We start from the raw sequence: 22004 nt of genomic DNA, 5'->3' as shown, positions 1-22004 counted from the left end.
AACAAGGGTAGTCATAGCTGGCGATTTTCTCGCCAGCCGCTTACAGCTTTACGACGGGTATCACGGATTCAATCGCGCGACTCTTTTTCCGCATCGGGTCGGTTTTCGGGAAACAATAATGAATCACGCAAGACATGATCATTGCCGCGACGACGCGTAAAGCCAATGCGATTAAAATATTCGAGGATCTGAATCGCCAGTTTACGCCCGACGTTAAGCCGATCGCGAAAATCCCCGGCACAGGTTGAGCCTTTCGCCTGATCCAGTTCGCGGATCAAACTGGCGAACGTCACAATACGATCGTTGCGGTAATAGCGATCTTTGACGATCGCTGTGATAAGCCCCTGCTGCGCCGCGTGCCGCAACACCTGGCGCATCACCTGCTCATCGGTCATCGTCTCATGGGCTAAGTCACGCACCCACCAGGGCTCATCGCCAAACAACGGCGCGGCTTTCTGCCAGACCGCTTCTTGTTCCGCCGTAAAGCCCGCTTTGTGATCGGGCAGATGCAGCCAGCCGTGATGGCTATGGATCATGCCGCTTTCGCGCATCTTCTCAATCAACAGCAGCACCAGCGCATCGTCTTCCATCGGCAGCGCCATCCGGCGCAGGCGTTCCCGCCCTGGCCCCGGCTCGTCCTGATGCTGCTCGTGGTACGTTGCAAGCGTGGTCAGCACTTTTCGTTGCCAGCGCGCAGCAACCTGCGCATTCAGCAAGCTTTGCCCTGCCTGGATAAAACCGGGTTGTTCAGTAAGCTGGCGAAGACCGCTATCACTCAGCTGACGCGCCCATGCGAATTCGGCAAGATTTACCGCACCGCGATCGAGATGCACCGCCAGCGCCGCCCGGTCATCTTCTGCATTGGCGAGTGCTGCCAGCCATTGCAGATACTCCGCTTTTCGCTTGCCACGACGCGGGGGATTGAGCGTCACCACGCGCGCGCCTGCCAGCGTTTCCCGCGCGGAGATATCCCGCAGCACCAGCCGGTCGTTATCCGCCAGCCACAGCGGTGTATCAAACACCAGCTCTGCCAGATCGTTTTCCAGTAGGGAGACGCGCCCGGTGACGTGGCTGGCAGCATGATGAATATGCAGCGGCTGCCACTGCACAAGCGGCGTGAACATTTGCAGAGAAACAATGACCCGTTCAGACACTTCACAAGGCGCCTCGCTCAGCAGCCAGTTGCCACGGGTTAACCGATCTTTCTCAGCATCGCCAGCAATGTTAAGCGCAATACGTTGTCCGGCGTGGGCCTGTTCAACAGGCTGATTCTGCGCATGCAATCCGCGCACGCGCATCGGTTTATTGACGCCCGTCAGCCAAAGGCTATCGCCAACAGCCACTTCACCACTGAGCGCCGTTCCTGTCACCACCAGACCGGCACCCTTTACGGTAAACGCACGGTCAATCGCCAGACGGAAGCGATGATCGCTCGCGCGTTCACGCGCAGAAAGCTGCTGCAAATGGTCACGTAATGCCTCGATTCCGCGCCCTTCTGTCGCCACGGTGACAAAAAATGGCGTATCCGCAAAACCGTATTCACCCAGCGTTGCCTGAAGTTCTTTGCGCACCTCATCAATGCGGCTTTCATCGACACGATCCGCCTTCGTCAGCGCAACCGTCAGCTGCGGCTTGCCTGTGAGTTGTAAAATGGCCAGATGCTCGCGCGTCTGCGCCATTACGCCATCATCACACGCCACCACCAGCAGCGCGTGGTCAATGCCCCCGACACCTGCCAGCATATTTGAGAGAAACTTTTCATGCCCTGGTACGTCAATAAAACCCAGCACCCGACCATCCGGCTGCGGCCAGTAGGCATAGCCCAGGTCGATTGTCATGCCGCGCTTTTTCTCTTCCGGCAAACGATCGGCATTTACCCCGGTAATGGCCTGCAAAAGCGTGGTTTTTCCGTGGTCAACGTGACCCGCTGTGGCAATAATCATTTCAGCATCATCTCCAGAAACCGTTTTTCATCTTCAAGGCAGCGCAGATCCAGCCACAGGCGACCGTCGTAAATGCGACCGATAATCGGCGTGGTCAACGCACGCCAGCGCCTGGATAACGTCTCAAGCTGGCTGCCGCGACCGTCACGCGGGGTAAAGGTTAATGCCGCGCTGGGCAGTCGATCGACCGGCAACGAGCCACTGCCGATCTGCGACTGGCATGACTCAAGGCGCACATCGAAATCAGCATAATGAGCGGAGATTTGCGCCAGTAAAAGCTCGCCCTGAGCGCGAATAGAGGCCGCATCCCGCGACAGCAGGCGCAGCGTCGGCAAACGCTCCGCCAGTTTTTCCGGGCAAAGATAGAGCCGCAAGGTGGCCTCTAACGCTGCCAGCGTCATTTTATCGGCGCGCAGCGCCCTTTTCAGCGGGTGTTGCTGCAGCTTTGCGATGAGATCGCGCTTGCCAACCACAATCCCGGCCTGGGGGCCACCCAGCAGCTTATCGCCGGAGAAGCTCACCAGACTGACGCCTGCGGCGATCATCTCCTGCGGCATCGGCTCTTTTGGCAGGCCGTACAGGCTGAGATCCACCAGCGAGCCGCTGCCAAGATCGGCGATCACCGGCACGTTCAGTTCGCGGCCAATCTCCGCCAGCTCCGCCTCTTCCACCGTTTTGGTAAAGCCTTCGATGTGATAGTTGCTGGTGTGGACTTTCATGAGCAGCGCGGTATTTTCGTTAACCGCGGCGCGATAATCCTTCGCATGGGTGCGATTAGTCGTGCCGACCTCATGCAGCGAGCATCCCGCCTGGCGCATAACATCCGGAATGCGAAACGCGCCGCCAATCTCTACCAGTTCGCCGCGCGAAACTACCACCTCTTTGCCATTCGCCGTCGCCGCCAGCATCAGCAACACCGCCGCCGCATTGTTGTTCACGATGCAGGCGTCTTCCGCCCCCGTAATTTGGCACAGGAGATCGGCCAGCGCCCGGTCGCGATGCCCACGCCCCGCGCCGTCGAGGTCGTACTCCAGCGTCACGGGCGACCGCATCGCCTGCGTCACCGCGTCGATTGCCTCTTCAGCCTGCTGAGCGCGTCCTAAATTGGTGTGCAGTACCGTTCCCGTCAGATTGAGCACCGGGCGCAACGCATGCCGCGCTTGCGTGGCCAGACGTTTCTCCACCTCGTTCGCCCAGTCCTCGCACCACTGCGGCAGCGTATTTTGCGTCTGAATGTGCTGGCGGGCTTCGTCCTGCATCACATTCAGGAGCGCCACCATGCGGGTATGCCCGGATTGTTCAAGCAGGGGCGTGATTTGGGGATCGCGAAGCAGACGGTCGGTCGCAGGGATCTGGCTGTAAAGGGAACGATGAGTAGTCATTAAAACGCCTGGCGGTTGGATATCTTCCCCCCTCCCGACGGGAGAGGGAGTCACATGCTGTGGGATTGTACAACTAACAGAAAGGAAGTGTTATAACCCGCATCAAGCCTTTGGCGGTTCAGTGCGGGCAAAGCTTTCGCGCTGGAAGAGGGTCCCGGCGAGCTTCACCAACAGCGGCCGCTCCACGCACCAGCCGGGTGAGACGCGACGAAAATTGAGATAGCCGATCGCGCAGGCGATAGCGATAGTCGCCAGATTTAAGGTATCGGTTTGCAGTTTGCCGTCGCGCAAAAGTTGTTCGCAACTGTCGAGGCTGCGACTAATTTTCTCACGCTGGCGCAACAGCTCGGCTTCAGATTGCTGCGCAGCCGGACGCGCTTGCTCGCGCACAGATGTCAGCGCCGCATCCATAATGCCATCCGCTAACGCCTCAATTTGCTTCACCGCCAGCGCCGCTTTGGGCTCACGCGGCATCATCGCCGGGGCAATCCCCAGCAGTTCGATATACTCGGCAATAATCGGTGAATCAAACCAGCACTCACCCTCATCAGTGACCAGCGCCGGGACTTTGCCCAGGGGGTTGTACTGCGCCACACCATTTTCAGCCTGATACGGTTGTTCGTTCACAAATTCAAATGTGATGCCTTTTTCCAGCAGGAGAATCGAAATTTTACGCACAAATGGGCTGGTGTAGCTGCCGATGAGTTTCATTGCCTGATCCTTTACGCCAACAAAAGTGTAAGTATGGATCAGGCAACAAAAAAAGCAGAAGGTTAATGGTCGAGATAAAGGTAATGCATCCAGCTGGTCATTCGCAGCAGCACTTTACGCATCACCGAGACGTGAGCGAAATGGTCGGAATAGACCGCGACCTGGGCATAAATGCCGTCCGGTAACGCGTCAACGTCTGCGTTTGGGTCCAGATCGATTGTCGCCAGCACGCCGTCTGTCCCCGGAACCACCGACAGCGATTGCAACGAACCTTGCGCCTGATACGAGCCACCGGGCACCACGGGCAAAATAGTGCTCAACTTGCCGTGGAAGACTTGTCCGGGCAGAGCATTAAACACCACTTCGGCGTCGTCGCCTGGCTTTAAACGCAACAGAGAGTTCTGGCGGAACTGCGCCACAATCTGGCGTTTCTGTTCGGGAATAAACACCATGACCGGGCGCAATGGGAGCGCGGCAGCATAGGTCCCCGGGCGAATCAGCACCTGGGTAACGTAACCATCGCTTGGGGCGCGGACCACCGTTTGATCGAGATTGTACGTTGCCTCTGTCAGCTGCGCTCGCAGGCTGGCAATCTGCGACTGCTCGCCATTCACCATGCTGTCCAACTGGCTCTTGATCTGCGCCTGATCGGCGATGGAGGCTTTGACCATCGCATCCTGCGCCAGATAGTTTTGCCGTGCGTTATCAATATCGCTTTCGGAGAACGGATTCACCTTCGCCCGGCTCCCTTTCAAGTAGCGCTGGAAATCCTTATACAGCCGATCGCGTTCGGCAGCGACGCGGGTGGTATTCGCTTCCGCTTCTGAAAGTTGCCCTTTCATCACATCAATATTAAAAGTCGCGGTCACCAAATCAGCGTGCAATCTGTTCACTCTGGCCTGATAACGAGTCGGGTCAATTTTAAATAACACGTCACCTTTTTTAATGAGCTGGTTATTTTTATCGGTGACTTCGCTAACGACTCCGGTAACCTGTGGCGTAATCGGAATAGAAATAACCGCTTTTTGTGCCGTAAAGGTATAAGGGTGGTTATAGTTCATTAACAAAATAAGTCCGGCCACAATGAACACGCCCCCTAATGCGGCGGTGGCAAGTGTCCACTGATTGACCGGAATACGAAATATTTTAAAAACTGCCCACGCCAGGGCCACATAGGTCAAAATAATTAACAGATCCATGATTAGCGCTCCGGCCTGTTTTTATCTGCGGGTGTTGTCGCAGCGGCAAGCCGCTTTTCAAGATCGGCAACACGTTGAGAAAGCGCGTCTATATTGGGTTGTTCCCCTGGCTGCACGACATGGTTTTGCATGCCCCAGCCGCGTTCCGGCTGGTATAACGTCGCCCAAATCCATAAGAATGGCCAGATGATATGCAGCGTAAAAAGGCTCACCCAGCCCGCGGTATGAATCGCATCGGCATGGGGATGATTGCGCTTCTTTGCGATCAGATAAGGGATATCATGGATGGCTATGATTCCATAGAAAATGACCAGAAAAACGAAAATCAATACGCCCAGCGCAAAATAGTTAAGAAACATATTTGCCTCACTAAAACATCTTCAACTATTTAAATAAAATGATAAGCAACCAAATTAATATAATGAGTAACAATAGCATCAAAATATATAATCCGGAGCCGGGAAGTATTGTTTCTATAATACCTGCACGCAAGTTTAATAGCGTGACAAAATATATCATGAATAATAATAGACTTAAGTTTACATTAGCAGATTAACTCGTATTAAGCATTATCGCCATAACACTAAGGGATGACGTTCTGATGAAAGTGATAAGGAACAGGTTACAGCCTGGCTGAAATGAGAAAGCAGAATATGCCGATGATCACACCTGGAGAATTCTGCCTTAAAATTTATTGTGAAGACGATCACAAAGCACCAACAAATCCGACCCATCAAAACGTGATTCCAGTCACATTTAAGCGTCAATAAGGACTGATTTAGCCGCGCTGTATTTTTTTTAGACGCCATTTTTGTGATCAGAATCACTTCATTTTTATCCTCACCCCCTACATTTACGTGATTGAGATCACACAAATTTTCGCTGTCTGGACAGTTGAACGATTCAGTGCCAGATTTCACACCATCAGAACAGGGCTCGGCTACCTCTGCCGCCGCACATTAACGATAAACCTCGGGCCGCAAGCCTCAGTGTAAACATAAGAAGGGGTGTTTTATGTCATCCGATATCAAGATCAAAGTGCAAAGCTTTGGTCGCTTCCTGAGCAACATGGTGATGCCAAATATCGGCGCGTTTATCGCGTGGGGTATTATCACCGCGTTATTTATTCCGACAGGGTGGTTGCCGAACGAAACGCTGGCGAAACTCGTTGGCCCAATGATTACGTATCTCCTGCCATTGCTCATCGGTTATACCGGTGGTCGCCTGGTGGGCGGAGACCGCGGCGGCGTGGTCGGGGCAATCACCACCATGGGTGTGATTGTCGGTGCGGATATGCCGATGTTCCTCGGCGCAATGATTGCCGGTCCTTTGGGCGGCTGGGCAATTAAACGTTTTGACGTCTGGGTTGATGGCAAGATCAAATCCGGCTTCGAAATGCTGGTGAACAACTTCTCCGCTGGCATCATCGGTATGATCCTGGCGATTCTGGCGTTCCTCGGCATTGGTCCTGCGGTCGAAGTGCTGTCCAAAGTGCTGGCGGCTGGCGTTAACTTCATGGTGGCGCACGACATGCTGCCGCTGGCGTCTATCTTTGTTGAACCGGCGAAAATCCTGTTCCTCAACAACGCCATTAACCACGGTATCTTCTCACCGCTGGGTATTCAGCAGTCTCATGATCTCGGCAAGTCTATCTTCTTCCTGATTGAAGCGAACCCGGGTCCGGGTATGGGCGTTCTGCTGGCGTATATGTTCTTCGGTCGCGGCAGTGCTAAGCAGTCTGCTGGCGGTGCGGCTATCATCCACTTCCTGGGTGGTATCCACGAAATTTACTTCCCGTATGTTCTGATGAATCCACGTCTGATCCTGGCCGTTATCCTCGGCGGTATGACTGGCGTGTTCACTCTGAGCGTGCTGGGCGGTGGTCTGGTTTCACCGGCTTCCCCTGGTTCCATCCTTGCTGTTCTGGCGATGACGCCAAAAGGCGCGTACTTCGCCAACATCGCAGCCATCTGTGCGGCAATGGCGGTCTCCTTCGTTGTCTCCGCTATCCTGCTGAAAACCAGCAAAGTGAAAGAAGAAGACGACATCGAAGCCGCGACCCGTCGTATGCATGACATGAAAGCCGAATCCAAAGGCGCGGTAACTCCGCTGTCAGCGGGCGATGTGTCTAACGACCTGAGCCACGTGCGTAAAATCATCGTCGCATGCGATGCCGGTATGGGTTCAAGCGCAATGGGTGCTGGCGTGCTGCGTAAAAAAGTTCAGGACGCGGGCCTGAGCCATATCTCCGTCACCAACAGTGCTATCAATAGCCTGCCGCCGGATGTTGACCTGGTCATCACGCACCGCGATCTGACAGAACGAGCGATGCGTCAGGTTCCACAGGCACAGCATATTTCGCTGACCAACTTCCTCGACAGCGGCCTGTACACCAGTCTGACCGAGCGTCTGATTGCTGCTCAGCGCCACACTGAGAACGAAGTGAAAGTCCGTGACAGCCTGAAAGACAGTTTCGATGCGAACGACAGCCACCTGTTCAGACTGGGTGCGGAAAACATCTTCCTTGGCCGTACCGCGAACCACAAAGAAGAAGCGATTCGTTTTGCCGGCGAGCAACTGGTGAAAGGCGGTTACGTTGAGCCTGAATATGTTGATGCCATGCTGGAACGTGAGAAACTGACCCCAACCTACCTGGGCGAATCCATTGCGGTTCCGCACGGGACCGTGGAAGCCAAAGATCGCGTTCTCAAAACCGGTGTTGTGTTCTGTCAGTATCCAGACGGCGTTCGCTTCGGTGAAGAAGAAGACGATATCGCCCGACTGGTGATTGGTATCGCCGCTCGCAACAATGAGCACATTCAGGTGATTACCAGCCTGACCAACGCGCTGGATGATGAATCGGTCATTGAGCGCCTGGCGCAGACCACCAGCGTAGAAGAAGTGCTGGCCCTGCTGAACAAGTAACGTTCGCCCTCGCCCCTGCCTCTCCCACAGGAGAGGAAATAAAACAGGGGTGCGGTCTATTCCCTCTCCCTTTGGGAGAGGGTTAGGGTGAGGGAAATGCCTCACCCCAGCCCTCTCGGGTAAAAACATTGATGAAGGTTAATACTATGAAAGCATTACATTTTGGCGCAGGTAATATCGGTCGTGGCTTTATCGGCAAACTGCTGGCAGACGCGGGCATTACGCTGACATTCGCCGATGTGAATCAAGTGGTGCTCGACGCCCTGAATGCCCGTCATAGCTATCAGGTTCACGTGGTGGGCGAAAACGAGCTGGTTGAAACCGTCTCGGGTGTGAATGCCGTCAGCAGCATTGGCGACGACGTTATTGACCTGATTGCGAGCGTCGATCTGGTGACCACCGCTGTAGGACCTGTGGTGCTTGAGCGCATCGCGCCTGCCGTGGCAAAAGGCCTGGCAAAACGTAAAGCACAGGGCATCACGACGCCGCTGAATATTATCGCCTGTGAAAACATGGTGCGCGGCACTACGCAGCTGAAAGGCCACGTTCTGGCTGCCGTCGCCGACGAAGATAAAGCCTGGGTCGAAGAGCACGTTGGTTTTGTGGATTCCGCCGTGGACCGTATCGTCCCACCGTCAGAATCAGCCACTAACGATCCGCTGGAAGTCACGGTTGAAACCTTTAGTGAGTGGATTGTCGATAAAACGCAGTTCAAGGGCGCTCTGCCAACCATCCCGGGTATGGAGTTAACCGATAACCTGATGGCATTTGTCGAACGCAAACTCTTCACGCTGAACACCGGGCATGCTATAACCGCGTACCTCGGAAAATTGGCCGGTCATCAGACCATTCGTGATGCGATTCTCGATGAGAAAATCCGCGCGGTGGTAAAAGGTGCAATGGAAGAGAGTGGCGCGGTTCTGATCAAACGCTACGGTTTTGATGCCGAAAAACATGCGGCATACATTCAGAAAATCCTCGGTCGTTTTGAAAACCCGTATCTGAAAGATGACGTTGAGCGCGTTGGCCGTCAGCCACTGCGTAAACTGAGCGCGGGCGACCGACTGATTAAACCGCTGCTGGGTACGCTGGAATACGGCCTGCCACACGCTAACCTGGTCAAAGGGATCGCCGCCGCTATGCATTATCGCAGCGAGCAGGATCCGCAGGCGCTGGAGCTGGCTGAGCTTATCGACGGCAAAGGTCCACAGGCCGCGCTGGCAGAAATATCGGGCCTTGAGGCCAACAGTGATGTGGTTGTGGAGGCGGTTAACGCATATAACGCAACCAAATGATTCAGGATCAGGCGCAGGTCATCCTGCGCCCGAACGACAGATTGTCAGATATGCAGGCAATAATGGAACAAACCCAGGCCTTTGAAAATCGTGTGCTTGAGCGTCTGAATGCTGGCAAAACCGTACGAAGTTTCCTGATTGCCGCCGTGGAGTTACTGACCGAGGCGGTGAACATTCTGGTACTTCAGGTGTTCCGCAAAGACGACTACGCGGTAAAATATGCTGTAGAACCGTTACTGGACGGCGACGGACCGCTGGGCGATTTATCGGTTCGCCTGAAGCTGATTTATGGCCTCGGCGTACTCAGTCGGCCTGAATACGAGGATGCAGAGCTGTTGATGGCGCTGCGCGAAGAGTTGAATCACGACGGTAATGAGTACGCTTTTACCGACGATGAAATTCTCGGACCCTTCGGCGAATTACACTGCGTATCCGCCCTGCCGCCGGCGCCTCATTTTGAGAACAGCGATCCTGAACTCTATGCGATGCAAAAGCTTCGTTATCAACAGGTTGTGCGTTCTACGATGGTCCTTTCCCTGACTGAGCTGATTTCCCGAATCAGCTTAAAAAAAGCGTTTCAGAAGTAAGCCTGCGCACATTGGTGTATCCTTCCCTGTAATTCCCCTGTTTTTAGAGCTATATGTGATGAAAGAAGTCGAAAAGAACGAAATTAAACGCCTGAGCGACCGTCTGGATCTGATCCGCCACCAGCAGGCTGAACTGTCGCTGGTTGAGTCCGCGGAGAAGTACGCTGAACTTGAAAAAGAGATCGCGACGCTGGAAACCGAAATCGAGCGCCTGCGTGAAGTGAAAGGCCAAAAGCTGAGTAAAGAAGCGCAAAAGCTGATGAACATGCCGCATCGCCGTGCCATTACCAAAAAAGAACAGGCCGATATGGGCAAGCTGAAGAAAAGCGTGCGCGGCCTGGTCGTTGTCCACCCGATGACGGAACTGGGTCGTGAAATGGGTCTGAAAGAGATGACCGGTTTTTCGAAGACCGCGTTCTGATTTTCATCCCCATGCCCCTCACCCCGACCCTCTCCCCATAGGGGAGAGGGAGAAAAAACTTCTCCGTGCGCTCCCCCTCCCCATAGGGGCGAGGGAGAAAAGACTTCTCCGTGTGCTCCCCTCTCTCCTATGGGGCGAGGCAGAAAAGACTTCTCCGTGCGCTCTCCTCTCCCCATAGGGCGAGGGAGAAAAGACTCTCCGTGCGCTCCCCCTCCCCATAGGGCGAGGCAGAAAAAACTTCTCCGTGCGCTCTCCTCTCCCCATAGAGGCGAGGCAGAAAAGATTTCTCCGTGCGCTCTCCTCTCCCCATAGGGCGAGGGAGAAAAGACTTCTCCGTGCGCTCCCCTCCCCCCATAGGGCGAGGGAGAAAAGACTTCTCCGTGCGCTCTCCTATGCCCACAGGGGCGAGGGAGAAAAGACGTCTCCGTGCGCTCCCCTCTCCCCATAGGGCGAGGGAGAAAAGACTTCTCCGTGCGCTCCCCTCTCCCCACAGGGGCGAGGGAGAAAAGACTTTTCCGTGCGCTCCCCTCTCCCCATAGGGCGAGGGAGAAAAGACTTCTCCGTGCGCTCTCCTATGCCCACAGGGGCGAGGCAGAAAAGATTTCTCCGTGCGCTCTCCTCTCCCCATAGGGCGAGGGAGAAAAGACTTCTCCGTGCGCTCCCCTCTCCCCTATGGGGAGAGGGTTAGGGTGAGGGGTGCCATCAAACCTCACCACTTAAAATTGGCCCAACCAATCTCCCAACTAATACTCCTCTGGTTCACACTTCCATTATTTTTGCTCACAAAATCATTGCCCATCTATAACATTTAATTAACCATTCATTGTCATTACCCCTACATCACACTATTGGCAGGACCACTTTTACACAGACTGTGACGCCGAGATGAGCGCAGACTCACCGCGAAGCGGAATGTGTGGTCCTCAGGAGACCTGCAATGAGCCTCTGGCAACAAAACTACGATCCGGCCGGAAACATCTGGCTGTCGAGCCTGATCGCATCGCTACCGATTCTGTTCTTCTTCTTCGCGCTGATTAAACTCAAGCTGAAGGGCTATCTCGCCGCAACCTACACCGTCGCGATCGCGCTGCTGGTGGCGCTGTTCTTCTACAAAATGCCGGTCGATCACGCGCTGGCCTCGGTGGTTTACGGCTTCTTCTACGGATTGTGGCCGATTGCGTGGATCATCATCGCCGCGGTGTTTGTCTATAAAATCTCGGTCAAAACCGGGCAATTCGACATTATCCGCTCGTCGATTCTCTCTATTACGCCCGATCAGCGCCTGCAAATGCTGATTGTCGGTTTCTGCTTCGGGGCGTTCCTCGAAGGGGCGGCGGGCTTTGGCGCACCGGTGGCGATCACCGCCGCGCTGCTGGTCGGGCTCGGCTTTAACCCGCTGTATGCTGCCGGTTTGTGCCTGATCGTCAACACCGCACCGGTCGCGTTCGGCGCGATGGGGATTCCTATTCTGGTCGCCGGGCAGGTCACCGGTTTAGACAGTTTCGAAATCGGCCAGATGGTGGGCCGCCAGCTGCCGTTCCTGACAATTATCGTCCTGTTCTGGATCATGGCGATTATGGATGGCTGGCGCGGCGTGAAAGAGACCTGGCCTGCGGTGGTGGTAGCGGGTGGTTCTTTTGCCATCGCGCAGTATCTGAGTTCTAACTTCATCGGCCCTGAACTGCCAGACATCATCTCTTCCCTGGTGTCACTGGTATGCCTGACCCTGTTCCTCAAACGCTGGCAGCCGGTGCGCATCTTCCGCTTTGGCGATATGGGCGCCTCGCAGGTCGATCAGACGCTGGCACGCACAAATTACACCGTCGGCCAGATTGTTCGCGCGTGGTCGCCGTTCCTGTTCCTGACCGCCACGGTAACGCTGTGGAGCGTCCCGCCGTTTAAAGCGCTGTTCGCTCCTGGCGGCGCGCTGTATGACATGGTGATTAATATCTCCGTGCCGTTCCTTGATAAGATGGTTGCCCGTATGCCACCTGTCGTTCACGAAGCGACGCCGTATGCCGCGGTCTATAAATTTGACTGGTTCTCCGCGACCGGCACAGCAATCTTGTTTGCGGCTATCCTGTCTGTAGTGTGGCTGCGGATGAAGCCCGCCGCTGCTATCCAGACATTTGCCAGCACCCTGAAAGAGCTGGCGCTGCCGATTTACTCCATTGGAATGGTGCTGGCGTTTGCGTTTATCTCGAACTACTCCGGCCTGTCATCGACGCTGGCTCTGGCGCTGGCCCATACCGGCCACGCGTTCACCTTCTTCTCGCCGTTCCTCGGCTGGCTGGGCGTGTTCCTGACCGGTTCTGATACGTCATCTAACGCCCTCTTTGCCGCGCTTCAGGCGACCGCCGCCCAGCAGATCGGCGTGTCTGACGTACTGTTGGTGGCGGCGAATACCACCGGCGGCGTGACCGGAAAAATGATCTCCCCGCAGTCGATCGCCATTGCCTGTGCGGCGGTGGGACTGGTGGGTAAAGAGTCGGACCTGTTCCGATTTACCGTCAAACACAGCCTGATTTTCACCTGCATGGTGGGCGTTATCACCACGCTGCAGGCCTACGTCTTAACCTGGATGATTCCATGATAGTGATGCCCAGACGCCTGTCCGACGAGATTGCCTCTCGCGTGCGGGCGCTGATTGAAGAACAACAGCTGGAAGCGGGCATGAAATTGCCCGCGGAGCGTCAGCTGGCGGCACTGCTTGGCGTGTCGCGCAACTCACTGCGCGAAGCGCTGGCGACGCTGGTGAGCGAGGGTGTGCTGTTGAGCCGTCGCGGTGGCGGCACTTTTGTCCGCTGGCAGCACGACGACTGGTCCGAGCAAAACATCGTTCAGCCGCTTAAAACGCTGATGGAGAACGACCCGGACTACAGCTTTGATATTCTGGAAGCCCGCCATGCCATTGAAACCAGCACCGCATGGCATGCCGCGATGCGCGCAACCGAGGCTGATAAAGAGAAGCTTAAAGCCTGCTTTGACGCCACCCAAAGCAGCGATCCGGATATCGCCTCGCAGGCGGACGTGCGTTTTCATCTCGCCATTGCCGAGGCCTCGCACAACGTGGTGCTGCTGCAAACCATGCGGGGATTCTTCGATCTGCTGCAATCGTCGGTGAAACAGAGCCGCCAGCGCATGTACCTCGTCCCGCCGGTCTTTGCCCAGCTCACGGAGCAGCATCAGGCCGTGCTTGACGCCATTCTGGCGGGCGATGCGGAAGCCGCGCGCAAAGCAATGATGGCGCATCTGGGCTTCGTCCATACCACCATTAAACGATTCGATGAAGATCAGGCCCGACAGGCGCGCATCACCCGCTTGCCCGGCGATCACGATATTTCCAGGGAGAACAAAGCATGATTATTTCCGCAGCCAGTGACTATCGCGCCGCAGCGCAGCGCATCCTGCCGCCGTTCCTGTTCCACTATATCGACGGCGGGGCGTACTCTGAATACACCCTGCGTCGCAACGTGGAAGACTTGTCCGAAGTGGCCCTGCGCCAGCGCGTGCTGAAGAATATGTCTGACCTGAGTCTTGAGACGAAACTGTTCAACGAGACGCTCGCGATGCCCGTCGCCCTTGCGCCAGTCGGTTTGTGCGGTATGTACGCCCGTCGCGGCGAAGTTCAGGCCGCCGCCGCCGCCGATGCCAAAGGCATCCCGTTTACGCTCTCTACCGTCTCCGTGTGCCCGATTGAAGAGGTGGCACCGACCATTAAGCGACCGATGTGGTTCCAGCTGTACGTCCTGCGCGACCGCGGCTTTATGCGTAACGCGCTGGAGCGTGCCAAAGCCGCAGGCTGTTCAACGCTGGTCTTTACGGTCGATATGCCTACGCCGGGCGCTCGTTACCGCGATGCACACTCCGGCATGAGCGGAACAAATGCGGCCATGCGTCGTTACTGGCAGGCGGTAACGCATCCTCAGTGGGCGTGGGATGTGGGCGTAAACGGTCGCCCGCACGATCTGGGAAATATCTCCGCCTATCTTGGCAAACCGACAGGGCTTGAGGATTACATCGGCTGGCTGGCGAATAATTTTGACCCATCGATCTCGTGGAAAGATCTGGAGTGGATCCGCGAGTTCTGGGACGGCCCGATGGTCATCAAAGGCATTCTCGACCCCGAGGATGCCCGCGATGCAGTACGCTTTGGCGCAGACGGGATTGTGGTATCGAACCACGGCGGGCGGCAGCTGGACGGCGTGCTCTCCTCCGCGCGCGCGCTGCCGGCCATTGCCGACGCGGTGAAGGGCGATATTGCGATTCTGGCCGACAGCGGCATCCGTAACGGGCTGGACGTGGTGCGCATGATTGCCCTTGGCGCAGACAGCGTGCTGCTTGGCCGCGCATATCTTTACGCACTGGCGACTCACGGCCAGGCCGGCGTGGCGAATCTGCTGAATCTCATCGAAAAAGAGATGAAAGTCGCCATGACGCTGACCGGCGCGAAAACGATCGGTGAAATCAGCAAGGATTCGCTGGTGCAGGAGCTGAGTAAATTACCGGCGGCGCTGGCGCCATTGGCGCGAGGGGATGCGGCGTAGGCTGAGTGCGGTCGGTTGCCCTCTCCCTCTCCCACAGAGAGAGGGAGAAAAGAAAGTCACCTCTCGCTGTGGCTGAGGGTTAGGGTGAGGGGAAATTTCTGCTATTCTGCCCGCGCATTTTTGAGCCTATCCCAGTAGGCGTATATTGTTGCAGCCAGTTCGGCCCTGGACAGCGCGGAACAACCGGAATGTACACGTAGTACGTGAGGGTTGTGAGCACTGCCCAGGGCCGAAATGGCAAATAAAATAGCCTAGTGGGATAGGCTCCAGGGGGCTGCATGCTTAACATCGTATTATTCGAACCAGAAATTCCACCGAATACCGGGAATATCATCCGCCTGTGCGCCAACACCGGTTTTCGTCTGCATATTATCGAGCCAATGGGTTTTGCGTGGGATGACAAACGCCTGCGCCGCGCCGGACTGGACTATCACGAATTTACCGCCGTGGTCCGTCATCACGATTTTGCTGCTTTTGCAGAGGCAGAGAAGCCGCAGCGGATGTTTGCCCTGACGACCAAAGGCACGCCGGAGCATAGCGCGGTAAGCTATCAGGCAGGGGATTATCTGCTGTTTGGCCCGGAAACACGCGGCCTGCCAGCCAGCATTCTGGATGCCCTGCCTGCAGACCAAAAAATTCGTATTCCAATGATGCCAGACAGCCGCAGCATGAACCTGTCAAATGCGGTGTCGGTGGTGGTGTATGAAGCCTGGCGCCAGCTGGGATATGCCGGGGCGGTTTTACGTCGCTGATTTTGTCAGCCCGATACGCACAGCGCTACCGGGCGATAATTTAAATCCCGTCGCCATACTCAAAGGTGTGGTGAATGCCGTTGAAGTGCTGATCCATATCCATTGCGGGTTTATCGCTCTCAGGCTTGCCCACGATACGCGCTGGCACGCCAGCGGCGGTGGTATGCGGTGGAACAGGTTGCAGCACCACGGAACCGGCGCCGATTTTCGCGCCGCGCCCCACTTCGATATTGCCGAGAATTTTCGCGCCCGCGCCAATCATCACCCCTTCACGGATCTTCGGATGGCGATCGCCGCTGGTTTTACCAGTACCGCCGAGGGTGACGGATTGCAGGATAGAGACATCATCTTCAATCACCGCCGTTTCCCCGACAACAATCCCGGTCGCATGGTCGAGCATGATCCCGCGACCAATTTTCGCCGCCGGATGAATATCCACCTGGAAGGTCACGGACACCTGATTTTGCAGGAAGATAGCCAGCGCGCGGCGGCCTTCATTCCATAGCCAGTGGCCGATACGGTAGGCCTGTAACGCGTGGAAGCCTTTCAGGTACAGCAGCGGCGTGGAGTATTTATCCACCGCCGGGTCACGCGTGCGTACCGCCTGAATATCACAGGCCGCAGAGGCGATCATTTCAGGGTCAGCGGCATACGCCTCTTCCACCACTTCGCGAATCGCGATCGCGGGCATGATCGAAGAAGCCAGTTTGTTGGCGAGCATGTAGCTCAGGGCGCTGCCGAGATTTTCGTGCTTAAGTAGCGTCGCGTGGTAGAAACTGGCCAGCATAGGCTCGCAGTCAGCCAAAGCCCGGGCTTCGGATTTAATATTGTTCCAGACGATATCCAGTTCTTCACACGGCATTGCTTACTCCAGGCGGTATCATAATGACCGGCCGGTTCTGCGCCAGCCGGGTCATTCAGGTGACTAAGGTTCCCTGCGATTAGTGATTGCTGCGCTCGTCCTTGCGTGAGCGCCCTAACAAGGTTAATGCTGCCTCGCGAGCATTTTTTCCGCAATACAATACCTGATAAATTTCCTCGGTTATTGGCATTTCGACACCAAAACGGTGCGCCAATTCCCGAACTTCTTTGGTATTGCGGTAACCTTCGACCACCTGGCCAATCTTCTCCTGCGCGCCGATAACATCCATGCCCTCTCCGAGCATCATGCCGAAACGACGGTTGCGCGACTGGTTGTCGGTGCAAGTCAGGACCAGATCGCCTAACCCCGCCATCCCCATAAAGGTGGCGGGATCGGCGCCAAGTGCGGCTCCGAGACGGGACATTTCCGTTAAGCCGCGGGTGATCAGTGCCGTGCGCGCATTCGCGCCAAAACCGATTCCGTCGGACATACCCGCGCCAATCGCGATAACGTTTTTCACCGCCCCGCCCAGCTGTACTCCGATAAAATCAGGATTGCTGTAGACGCGGAAACTTTTACCGCAGTGCAGTAAATGCTGGAGATCGTCGGAGAAGGTCTGATCGGTCGATGCCAGAGAAATCGCCGTTGGCAGGCCGGCGGCCAGCTCTTTAGCAAACGTCGGGCCGGAAATCACCGCCAGCGGGATATCATCACCCAGGATTTCTCGGGCGACATCCTGCAGCAGACGTCCGGTTTCGGCTTCCAGGCCTTTGGTCGCCCATACAATGCGCGCATCAGCGCGCATCAACGTTTTGATTTGTTTCAGTACCTGGCCAAAAACGTGACTCGGTACGACAACCAAAATGTTGCGGCTGGCAGCAAGCGCCGTCGCCAAATCGCTTTCTAGATGCAGCGAATCAGGGAACTGGACATCCGGAAGAAACGCGACGTTGCAACGATCGTGCTGTAACGTCGCGATATGTTTTGGATCGTGGCCCCAAAGAACCACTTCGTGACCATTTCTTGCCAAAGTGATAGCAAGAGCGGTGCCGTACGAGCCGGCACCGATCACTGTCATTGACGCATTAACAGTACTCATCAGGCATCCTGATGTTGTTCAGTACCTTCGCCAGCTTGCTGCTGCAGATAGTTCATGAACAGCGCATCAAAGTTAACTGGCGCAAGGTTCAGTTGCGGGAATGTACCGCGGGATACCAGGCTGGTGATACACTCGCGAGCATACGGGAACAGAATGTTCGGGCAGTATGCACCCAGGCAATGCGCCAGCTGATTACCATCGATACCGCCAACGGAGAAGATACCACCCTGCTGTACTTCACACAGGAATGCGGTTTCTTCGCCCAGAGACGCGGTAACGGTCACGCGCAGCACAACTTCATACACATCTTCTGCCAGTTGGGTAGAAGCGGTATCAAGATCAAGTTTAACCTCTGGCTGCCAATCTTTCTGGAAAACGTGTGGCGCGTTTGGAGCTTCGAACGAGACATCTTTGGTGTAGATGCGCTGGATCTGGAAACTCATTTCGTTGTTGTTTTGTTCTGACATGGAAATACCCTTTTTAATTGTCCTAAAACGCATTAACGCAGCAGGGGATCAAGCCCGCCACTTGCATCTAGCGCATACAAGTCATCACAGCCACCAATGTGCTGCGCATCAATAAAAATCTGCGGAACCGTCGTACGGCCACTACGTTTGATCATCTCTTCACGTTTCGCCGCATCACCATCAATAGGCAGTTCCTGGAAGGTCACGCCTTTGCCGCTCAGCAGCGCTTTTGCGCGATGGCAAAACGGGCAAGTCGCTTTGGTATAGATTTCAATATTGGCCATAACGTCGTTCCTCTTATTTACCGCGAACTAAAGGCAGATTTTCGCCGCTCCAGCCTGAAATGCCATCTTTCAGTACGAAGACTTTTTCAAAGCCTGCTTTGGTCAGCGCGCTGGCTGGGTCCTGGGCCTGCATGCCGGTACCGTCAACGACGATAATCGGTTTGTCTTTATGCTTTTCCAGCTCGCCAAGGTTATTGGCTTTGACTTCGGCAGGCAGCAGGTTGATCGAACCTGCAATGTGACCCTTGCGGAAATCATCACGCTGGCGCAAATCCACGACAACCGCTTCTTCTTTATTGATGAGACGAGTTGCTTCGCCACGAGTGATGACCTTAACTTTAGACGTAAGGCCTTTGAAAGTGGTGAACAGCACTGCTGCCAGTAAACCAATCCACGCGATACTCAGTACTGGGTGGCGGCTAACAAATTGCATAATTTCTTGCATGGGGGGTAACAACTCCCAACGTAGTGATAAAAAAACCAGGACAGGAGTATACCTGTGCGTTGTGGCAAATACAGCCAGCCAGAATAAGCTAATCCATTTTCTGCGGCATGCCACGAAAAAAAACAGTGAAAATGAGCCAACCCGCCGCTTGTGCCACTCCTTTCTTTGATCTTCTGCGGCTATTTTATCGATTCAGCTGTAGTAAAATTACGCAAATTTTTTGTCTCTTGAACATGAGGTTGTCGCAATGTCGGTTTCTAAAAAACCTATGGTACTGGTGATTCTGGATGGTTATGGCTATCGCGAAGAAAGCCAGGATAACGCCATTTTCAGTGCTAAGACCCCGGTCATGGATGCGCTGTGGGCCAAACGTCCACATACCCTGATTGACGCTTCTGGCCTGGAAGTTGGCCTGCCAGACCGTCAGATGGGCAACTCCGAAGTTGGACACGTTAACCTGGGCGCGGGCCGCATCGTTTATCAGGATCTGACCCGTCTGGATGTTGAAATTAAAGAACGTACTTTCTTCTCCAACCCGGTGTTAACTGCCGCCGTCGATAAAGCGGCAGCTGCGGGTAAAGCGGTGCACATCATGGGTCTGCTCTCTGCTGGCGGCGTTCACAGCCACGAAGATCACATTCTGGCGATGGTTGAAATGGCCGCCGAGCGCGGTGCAGAAAAAATCTATCTGCACGCTTTCCTCGACGGTCGCGATACCCCACCGCGCAGCGCGAAATCCTCCCTGCAAACCTTCGAAGAGAAGTTTGCTGAACTGGGCAAAGGCCGCGTGGCGTCTATCATTGGCCGCTACTTTGCTATGGACCGCGACAACCGCTGGGATCGCGTTGAGCAAGCCTACAACCTGATGACTCAGGCATCTGGCGAATTCCAGTTTGATACCGCTGTTGCCGGTCTGGAAGCCGCTTATGCGCGCGACGAAAACGACGAATTCGTGAAAGCGACCGTGATTCGTGCAGAAGGCCAGGCCGATGCCGCAATGGAAGACGGCGACGCGTTGATCTTCATGAACTTCCGCGCTGACCGCGCGCGCGAAATTACCCGCGCTTTCGTGAACGCCGATTTCGACGGTTTCGCGCGTAAAAAAGTCGTGAACCTCGACTTCATCATGCTGACCGAATACGCCGCAGATATTAAAGTGCCTTGCGCGTATCCACCTGCATCGCTGGCAAACACCTTCGGCGAGTGGATGGCGAAGAACGACAAAACGCAGCTGCGTATTTCTGAAACCGAAAAATATGCGCACGTAACGTTCTTCTTCAACGGCGGCGTCGAAGAGCCGTTCAAAGGCGAAGATCGCATTCTGATCAACTCACCAAAAGTGGCGACCTACGACCTGCAGCCTGAAATGAGTTCTGCCGAGCTGACTGAAAAACTGGTCGCGGCAATCAAAAGCGGTAAGTACGACACCATCATCTGTAACTACCCGAACGGCGATATGGTCGGCCATACGGGCGTGATGGAAGCAGCGGTGAAAGCGGTGGAAGCACTGGATCACTGCGTTGACGAAGTGACCAAAGCGGTTGAATCCGTTGGCGGCCAATTGCTGATCACCGCTGACCACGGCAACGCAGAGCAGATGCGCGATCCGTCTACCGGTCAGGCGCACACAGCACACACCAACCTGCCTGTTCCGCTGATTTACGTGGGTGAGAAATCTCTGAAAGCAGTGGAAGGCGGCAAGCTTTCCGACATCGCGCCAACCATGCTGACGCTGATGGGTATGGAAATCCCGCAAGAGATGACTGGCAAGCCGCTGTTCATCGTGGAATAATCCCTCCCCATGAGGGGAAAGGCGATTTTTTCAATCACATGGGTCGTGAAGCCGTTACGGTTATCAGTCAGGCCTCTGCTTTACGCCAGCGCACTCAGCGCTGGCGTATTGCTGTGCGCCGCATCCGCCCATGCGGATGACCGTGACCAGCTCAGATCCATTCAGGCTGATATCGCCGCGAAAGAACGCGCGGTTCGTCAGCAACAGCAGCAACGCTCCTCACTTCTTGCGCAGTTAAAACAGCAGGAAGAAGCCATCTCCGCCGCCGCGCGAAAGTTACGTGAAACCCAAAACACGCTTGCTCAGCTCAATAAGCAGATCGACGAAATGAACGCTTCGATTGCCAAACTTGAACGCCAGAGAGCCAGCCAGGAACGTAATTTAGCAGCACAGCTCGACGCTGCATTCCGTCAGGGCGAACATACCGGCATCCAGCTGATTCTGAGCGGTGAAGAAAGCCAGCGCGGGCAACGTTTGCAGGCCTACTTCGGCTATCTGAACCAGGCGCGCCAGGAGACCATCGCGCAGCTCAAGCAGACGCGCGAAGAGGTCGACACGCAAAAAGCCGAGCTGGAAGAGAAGCAAAGCCAGCAGCAGACCTTGCTGTACGATCAGCAGGCCCAGCAGGCGAAGCTGGAGCAAGCACGAAACGAGCGTAAGAAAACGCTTTCCGGGCTGGAATCGTCCATTCAGGAAGGCCAAAGCCAGCTGGGTGAAATGCGCGCCAACGAATCTAAACTGCGCAACAGCATCGCCCGTGCCGAAGCGGCGGCGAAGGCGCGTGCCGAAAAAGAGGCACGTGAAGCGCAGGCCGTGAAAAATCGTCAACAAGAAGCGTCCCGCAAAGGTTCAACCTATAAGCCAACTGAAAGCGAGCGTTCGTTAATATCACGTACCGGCGGACTTGGCGCACCACGAGGGCAAGCCTACTGGCCAGTGCGTGGTTCAATTTTGCATCGCTATGGCGAACAGCTGCAGGGTGAGCTACGTTGGAAGGGTATCGTGATTGGCGCTTCTGAAGGAAGCGAAGTCAAAGCGATTGCCGATGGCCGCGTGATCCTTGCCGACTGGCTGCAGGGTTACGGACTTGTCGTTGTGGTAGAACATGGTAAAGGCGACATGAGTCTTTACGGTTACAACCAAAGCGCTCTGGTGAGCGTCGGCACTCAGGTCCGCGCAGGACAACCCATCGCCCTTGTGGGCAGTAGTGGCGGTCAGGGCCGCCCGTCACTCTATTTCGAAATTCGTCGCCAGGGTCAGGCGGTCAATCCACAGCCGTGGTTGGGAAGATAG

At 55.4% G+C, this 22004-nt stretch carries 20 protein-coding genes; 10 read left to right on the top strand and 10 right to left on the bottom strand.

What is annotated here, in order from left to right:
• Positions 1-68 precede the first annotated feature (68 nt).
• The 5 genes from selB to SOM82_RS00600 all read right to left on the bottom strand — a co-directional run bounded on the left by selB (position 69) and on the right by SOM82_RS00600 (position 5594).
• Positions 69-1943: a selenocysteine-specific translation elongation factor gene (gene selB / locus SOM82_RS00620; protein ID WP_320460683.1), complete on the bottom strand. Its 1875-nt coding sequence runs from the start codon at positions 1941-1943 to the stop codon at positions 69-71.
• Complete coding sequence (gene selA, locus SOM82_RS00615) at positions 1940-3325, bottom strand: L-seryl-tRNA(Sec) selenium transferase (RefSeq protein ID WP_320460682.1); 1386 nt, start codon at positions 3323-3325, stop codon at positions 1940-1942. Before selA ends, selB begins: the two co-directional genes overlap by 4 nt.
• A gap of 102 nt (positions 3326-3427) precedes the next feature.
• Positions 3428-4036: a glutathione S-transferase gene (locus tag SOM82_RS00610; protein ID WP_320460681.1), complete on the bottom strand. Its 609-nt coding sequence runs from the start codon at positions 4034-4036 to the stop codon at positions 3428-3430.
• A gap of 62 nt (positions 4037-4098) precedes the next feature.
• On the bottom strand, positions 4099-5235 hold the full coding sequence (locus tag SOM82_RS00605; protein WP_320460680.1) for an HlyD family secretion protein: 1137 nt from the start codon (positions 5233-5235) through the stop codon (positions 4099-4101).
• Between the two features lie 2 nt (positions 5236-5237).
• The gene (locus SOM82_RS00600) at positions 5238-5594 is read right to left on the bottom strand and encodes a DUF3302 domain-containing protein (protein WP_320460679.1); all 357 of its coding nucleotides are present in this window, start codon (positions 5592-5594) and stop codon (positions 5238-5240) included.
• A gap of 655 nt (positions 5595-6249) precedes the next feature.
• On the opposite strand from SOM82_RS00600, the gene SOM82_RS00595 reads away from it, so the two are divergent.
• The 8 genes from SOM82_RS00595 to trmL all read left to right on the top strand — a co-directional run bounded on the left by SOM82_RS00595 (position 6250) and on the right by trmL (position 15762).
• Entirely contained in the window at positions 6250-8160 is a 1911-nt protein-coding gene (locus SOM82_RS00595; protein ID WP_320460678.1) for a PTS mannitol transporter subunit IICBA, read from the top strand.
• 146 nt (positions 8161-8306) lie between these two features.
• Positions 8307-9455: a mannitol-1-phosphate 5-dehydrogenase gene (gene mtlD, locus SOM82_RS00590; RefSeq protein ID WP_154128585.1), complete on the top strand. Its 1149-nt coding sequence runs from the start codon at positions 8307-8309 to the stop codon at positions 9453-9455.
• Complete coding sequence (mtlR, locus tag SOM82_RS00585; RefSeq protein ID WP_154128584.1) at positions 9452-10042, top strand: mannitol operon repressor MtlR; 591 nt, start codon at positions 9452-9454, stop codon at positions 10040-10042. Before mtlD ends, mtlR begins: the two co-directional genes overlap by 4 nt.
• A gap of 58 nt (positions 10043-10100) precedes the next feature.
• Complete coding sequence (locus SOM82_RS00580; RefSeq protein ID WP_154128583.1) at positions 10101-10463, top strand: YibL family ribosome-associated protein; 363 nt, start codon at positions 10101-10103, stop codon at positions 10461-10463.
• Between the two features lie 937 nt (positions 10464-11400).
• Entirely contained in the window at positions 11401-13056 is a 1656-nt protein-coding gene (gene lldP / locus SOM82_RS00575; RefSeq protein ID WP_154128582.1) for an L-lactate permease, read from the top strand.
• Positions 13053-13826, top strand: a complete 774-nt coding sequence (gene lldR / locus SOM82_RS00570; protein ID WP_154128581.1) for a transcriptional regulator LldR — start codon at positions 13053-13055, stop codon at positions 13824-13826. Before lldP ends, lldR begins: the two co-directional genes overlap by 4 nt.
• The gene (gene lldD / locus SOM82_RS00565) at positions 13823-15010 is read left to right on the top strand and encodes an FMN-dependent L-lactate dehydrogenase LldD (protein ID WP_320460676.1); all 1188 of its coding nucleotides are present in this window, start codon (positions 13823-13825) and stop codon (positions 15008-15010) included. The genes lldR and lldD overlap by 4 nt, the downstream gene beginning before the upstream one ends.
• Positions 15011-15288: 278 nt before the next feature.
• Complete coding sequence (gene trmL / locus SOM82_RS00560; RefSeq protein ID WP_320460675.1) at positions 15289-15762, top strand: tRNA (uridine(34)/cytosine(34)/5-carboxymethylaminomethyluridine(34)-2'-O)-methyltransferase TrmL; 474 nt, start codon at positions 15289-15291, stop codon at positions 15760-15762.
• A 40-nt stretch (positions 15763-15802) separates the two neighbouring features.
• On the opposite strand, the gene cysE is transcribed toward trmL, so the two are convergent.
• The 5 genes from cysE to SOM82_RS00535 all read right to left on the bottom strand — a co-directional run bounded on the left by cysE (position 15803) and on the right by SOM82_RS00535 (position 18919).
• Positions 15803-16624, bottom strand: coding sequence for a serine O-acetyltransferase (cysE, locus tag SOM82_RS00555; RefSeq protein ID WP_320460674.1), 822 nt, complete (start codon positions 16622-16624; stop codon positions 15803-15805).
• Positions 16625-16703: 79 nt separating this feature from the next.
• Complete coding sequence (gpsA, locus tag SOM82_RS00550; protein WP_320460673.1) at positions 16704-17723, bottom strand: NAD(P)H-dependent glycerol-3-phosphate dehydrogenase; 1020 nt, start codon at positions 17721-17723, stop codon at positions 16704-16706.
• Positions 17723-18190 (bottom strand): protein-export chaperone SecB, encoded by a 468-nt coding sequence (gene secB, locus SOM82_RS00545; RefSeq protein WP_320460672.1) that lies wholly within the window; start codon positions 18188-18190, stop codon positions 17723-17725. Before secB ends, gpsA begins: the two co-directional genes overlap by 1 nt.
• A gap of 32 nt (positions 18191-18222) precedes the next feature.
• Entirely contained in the window at positions 18223-18474 is a 252-nt protein-coding gene (gene grxC / locus SOM82_RS00540; protein WP_154128576.1) for a glutaredoxin 3, read from the bottom strand.
• A 13-nt stretch (positions 18475-18487) separates the two neighbouring features.
• Positions 18488-18919, bottom strand: a complete 432-nt coding sequence (locus SOM82_RS00535; RefSeq protein ID WP_154128575.1) for a rhodanese-like domain-containing protein — start codon at positions 18917-18919, stop codon at positions 18488-18490.
• Between the two features lie 247 nt (positions 18920-19166).
• On the opposite strand from SOM82_RS00535, the gene gpmM reads away from it, so the two are divergent.
• Together gpmM and envC are read left to right on the top strand one after the other, a co-directional pair.
• Positions 19167-20711: a 2,3-bisphosphoglycerate-independent phosphoglycerate mutase gene (gpmM, locus tag SOM82_RS00530; protein ID WP_320460671.1), complete on the top strand. Its 1545-nt coding sequence runs from the start codon at positions 19167-19169 to the stop codon at positions 20709-20711.
• 33 nt (positions 20712-20744) lie between these two features.
• Positions 20745-22004 (top strand): murein hydrolase activator EnvC, encoded by a 1260-nt coding sequence (gene envC / locus SOM82_RS00525; protein WP_320460713.1) that lies wholly within the window; start codon positions 20745-20747, stop codon positions 22002-22004.

This window comes from Lelliottia sp. CFBP8978 (genome assembly GCF_034046055.2).
GTDB lineage: Bacteria > Pseudomonadota > Gammaproteobacteria > Enterobacterales > Enterobacteriaceae > Enterobacter.
The sequence above is the reverse complement of the archived record's forward strand: the minus strand, read 5'-3'. Positions and strand labels throughout refer to the sequence as shown.

What these genes read in the sequence shown, in the direction of transcription:
- trmL (WP_320460675.1), top strand. Translation starts at nt 15,289, where the DNA reads ATGCTTAACATCGTATTATTCGAACCAGAAATTCCACCGAATACCGGG.
- secB (WP_320460672.1), bottom strand. Translation starts at nt 18,190, where the DNA reads ATGTCAGAACAAAACAACAACGAAATGAGTTTCCAGATCCAGCGCATC.
- SOM82_RS00600 (WP_320460679.1), bottom strand. Translation starts at nt 5,594, where the DNA reads ATGTTTCTTAACTATTTTGCGCTGGGCGTATTGATTTTCGTTTTTCTG.
- gpsA (WP_320460673.1), bottom strand. Translation starts at nt 17,723, where the DNA reads ATGAGTACTGTTAATGCGTCAATGACAGTGATCGGTGCCGGCTCGTAC.
- selA (WP_320460682.1), bottom strand. Translation starts at nt 3,325, where the DNA reads ATGACTACTCATCGTTCCCTTTACAGCCAGATCCCTGCGACCGACCGT.
- SOM82_RS00610 (WP_320460681.1), bottom strand. Translation starts at nt 4,036, where the DNA reads ATGAAACTCATCGGCAGCTACACCAGCCCATTTGTGCGTAAAATTTCG.
- SOM82_RS00605 (WP_320460680.1), bottom strand. Translation starts at nt 5,235, where the DNA reads ATGGATCTGTTAATTATTTTGACCTATGTGGCCCTGGCGTGGGCAGTT.
- SOM82_RS00580 (WP_154128583.1), top strand. Translation starts at nt 10,101, where the DNA reads ATGAAAGAAGTCGAAAAGAACGAAATTAAACGCCTGAGCGACCGTCTG.
- grxC (WP_154128576.1), bottom strand. Translation starts at nt 18,474, where the DNA reads ATGGCCAATATTGAAATCTATACCAAAGCGACTTGCCCGTTTTGCCAT.
- SOM82_RS00535 (WP_154128575.1), bottom strand. Translation starts at nt 18,919, where the DNA reads ATGCAAGAAATTATGCAATTTGTTAGCCGCCACCCAGTACTGAGTATC.
- SOM82_RS00595 (WP_320460678.1), top strand. Translation starts at nt 6,250, where the DNA reads ATGTCATCCGATATCAAGATCAAAGTGCAAAGCTTTGGTCGCTTCCTG.
- selB (WP_320460683.1), bottom strand. Translation starts at nt 1,943, where the DNA reads ATGATTATTGCCACAGCGGGTCACGTTGACCACGGAAAAACCACGCTT.
- lldP (WP_154128582.1), top strand. Translation starts at nt 11,401, where the DNA reads ATGAGCCTCTGGCAACAAAACTACGATCCGGCCGGAAACATCTGGCTG.
- mtlR (WP_154128584.1), top strand. Translation starts at nt 9,452, where the DNA reads ATGATTCAGGATCAGGCGCAGGTCATCCTGCGCCCGAACGACAGATTG.
- cysE (WP_320460674.1), bottom strand. Translation starts at nt 16,624, where the DNA reads ATGCCGTGTGAAGAACTGGATATCGTCTGGAACAATATTAAATCCGAA.
- gpmM (WP_320460671.1), top strand. Translation starts at nt 19,167, where the DNA reads ATGTCGGTTTCTAAAAAACCTATGGTACTGGTGATTCTGGATGGTTAT.
- mtlD (WP_154128585.1), top strand. Translation starts at nt 8,307, where the DNA reads ATGAAAGCATTACATTTTGGCGCAGGTAATATCGGTCGTGGCTTTATC.
- lldR (WP_154128581.1), top strand. Translation starts at nt 13,053, where the DNA reads ATGATAGTGATGCCCAGACGCCTGTCCGACGAGATTGCCTCTCGCGTG.
- lldD (WP_320460676.1), top strand. Translation starts at nt 13,823, where the DNA reads ATGATTATTTCCGCAGCCAGTGACTATCGCGCCGCAGCGCAGCGCATC.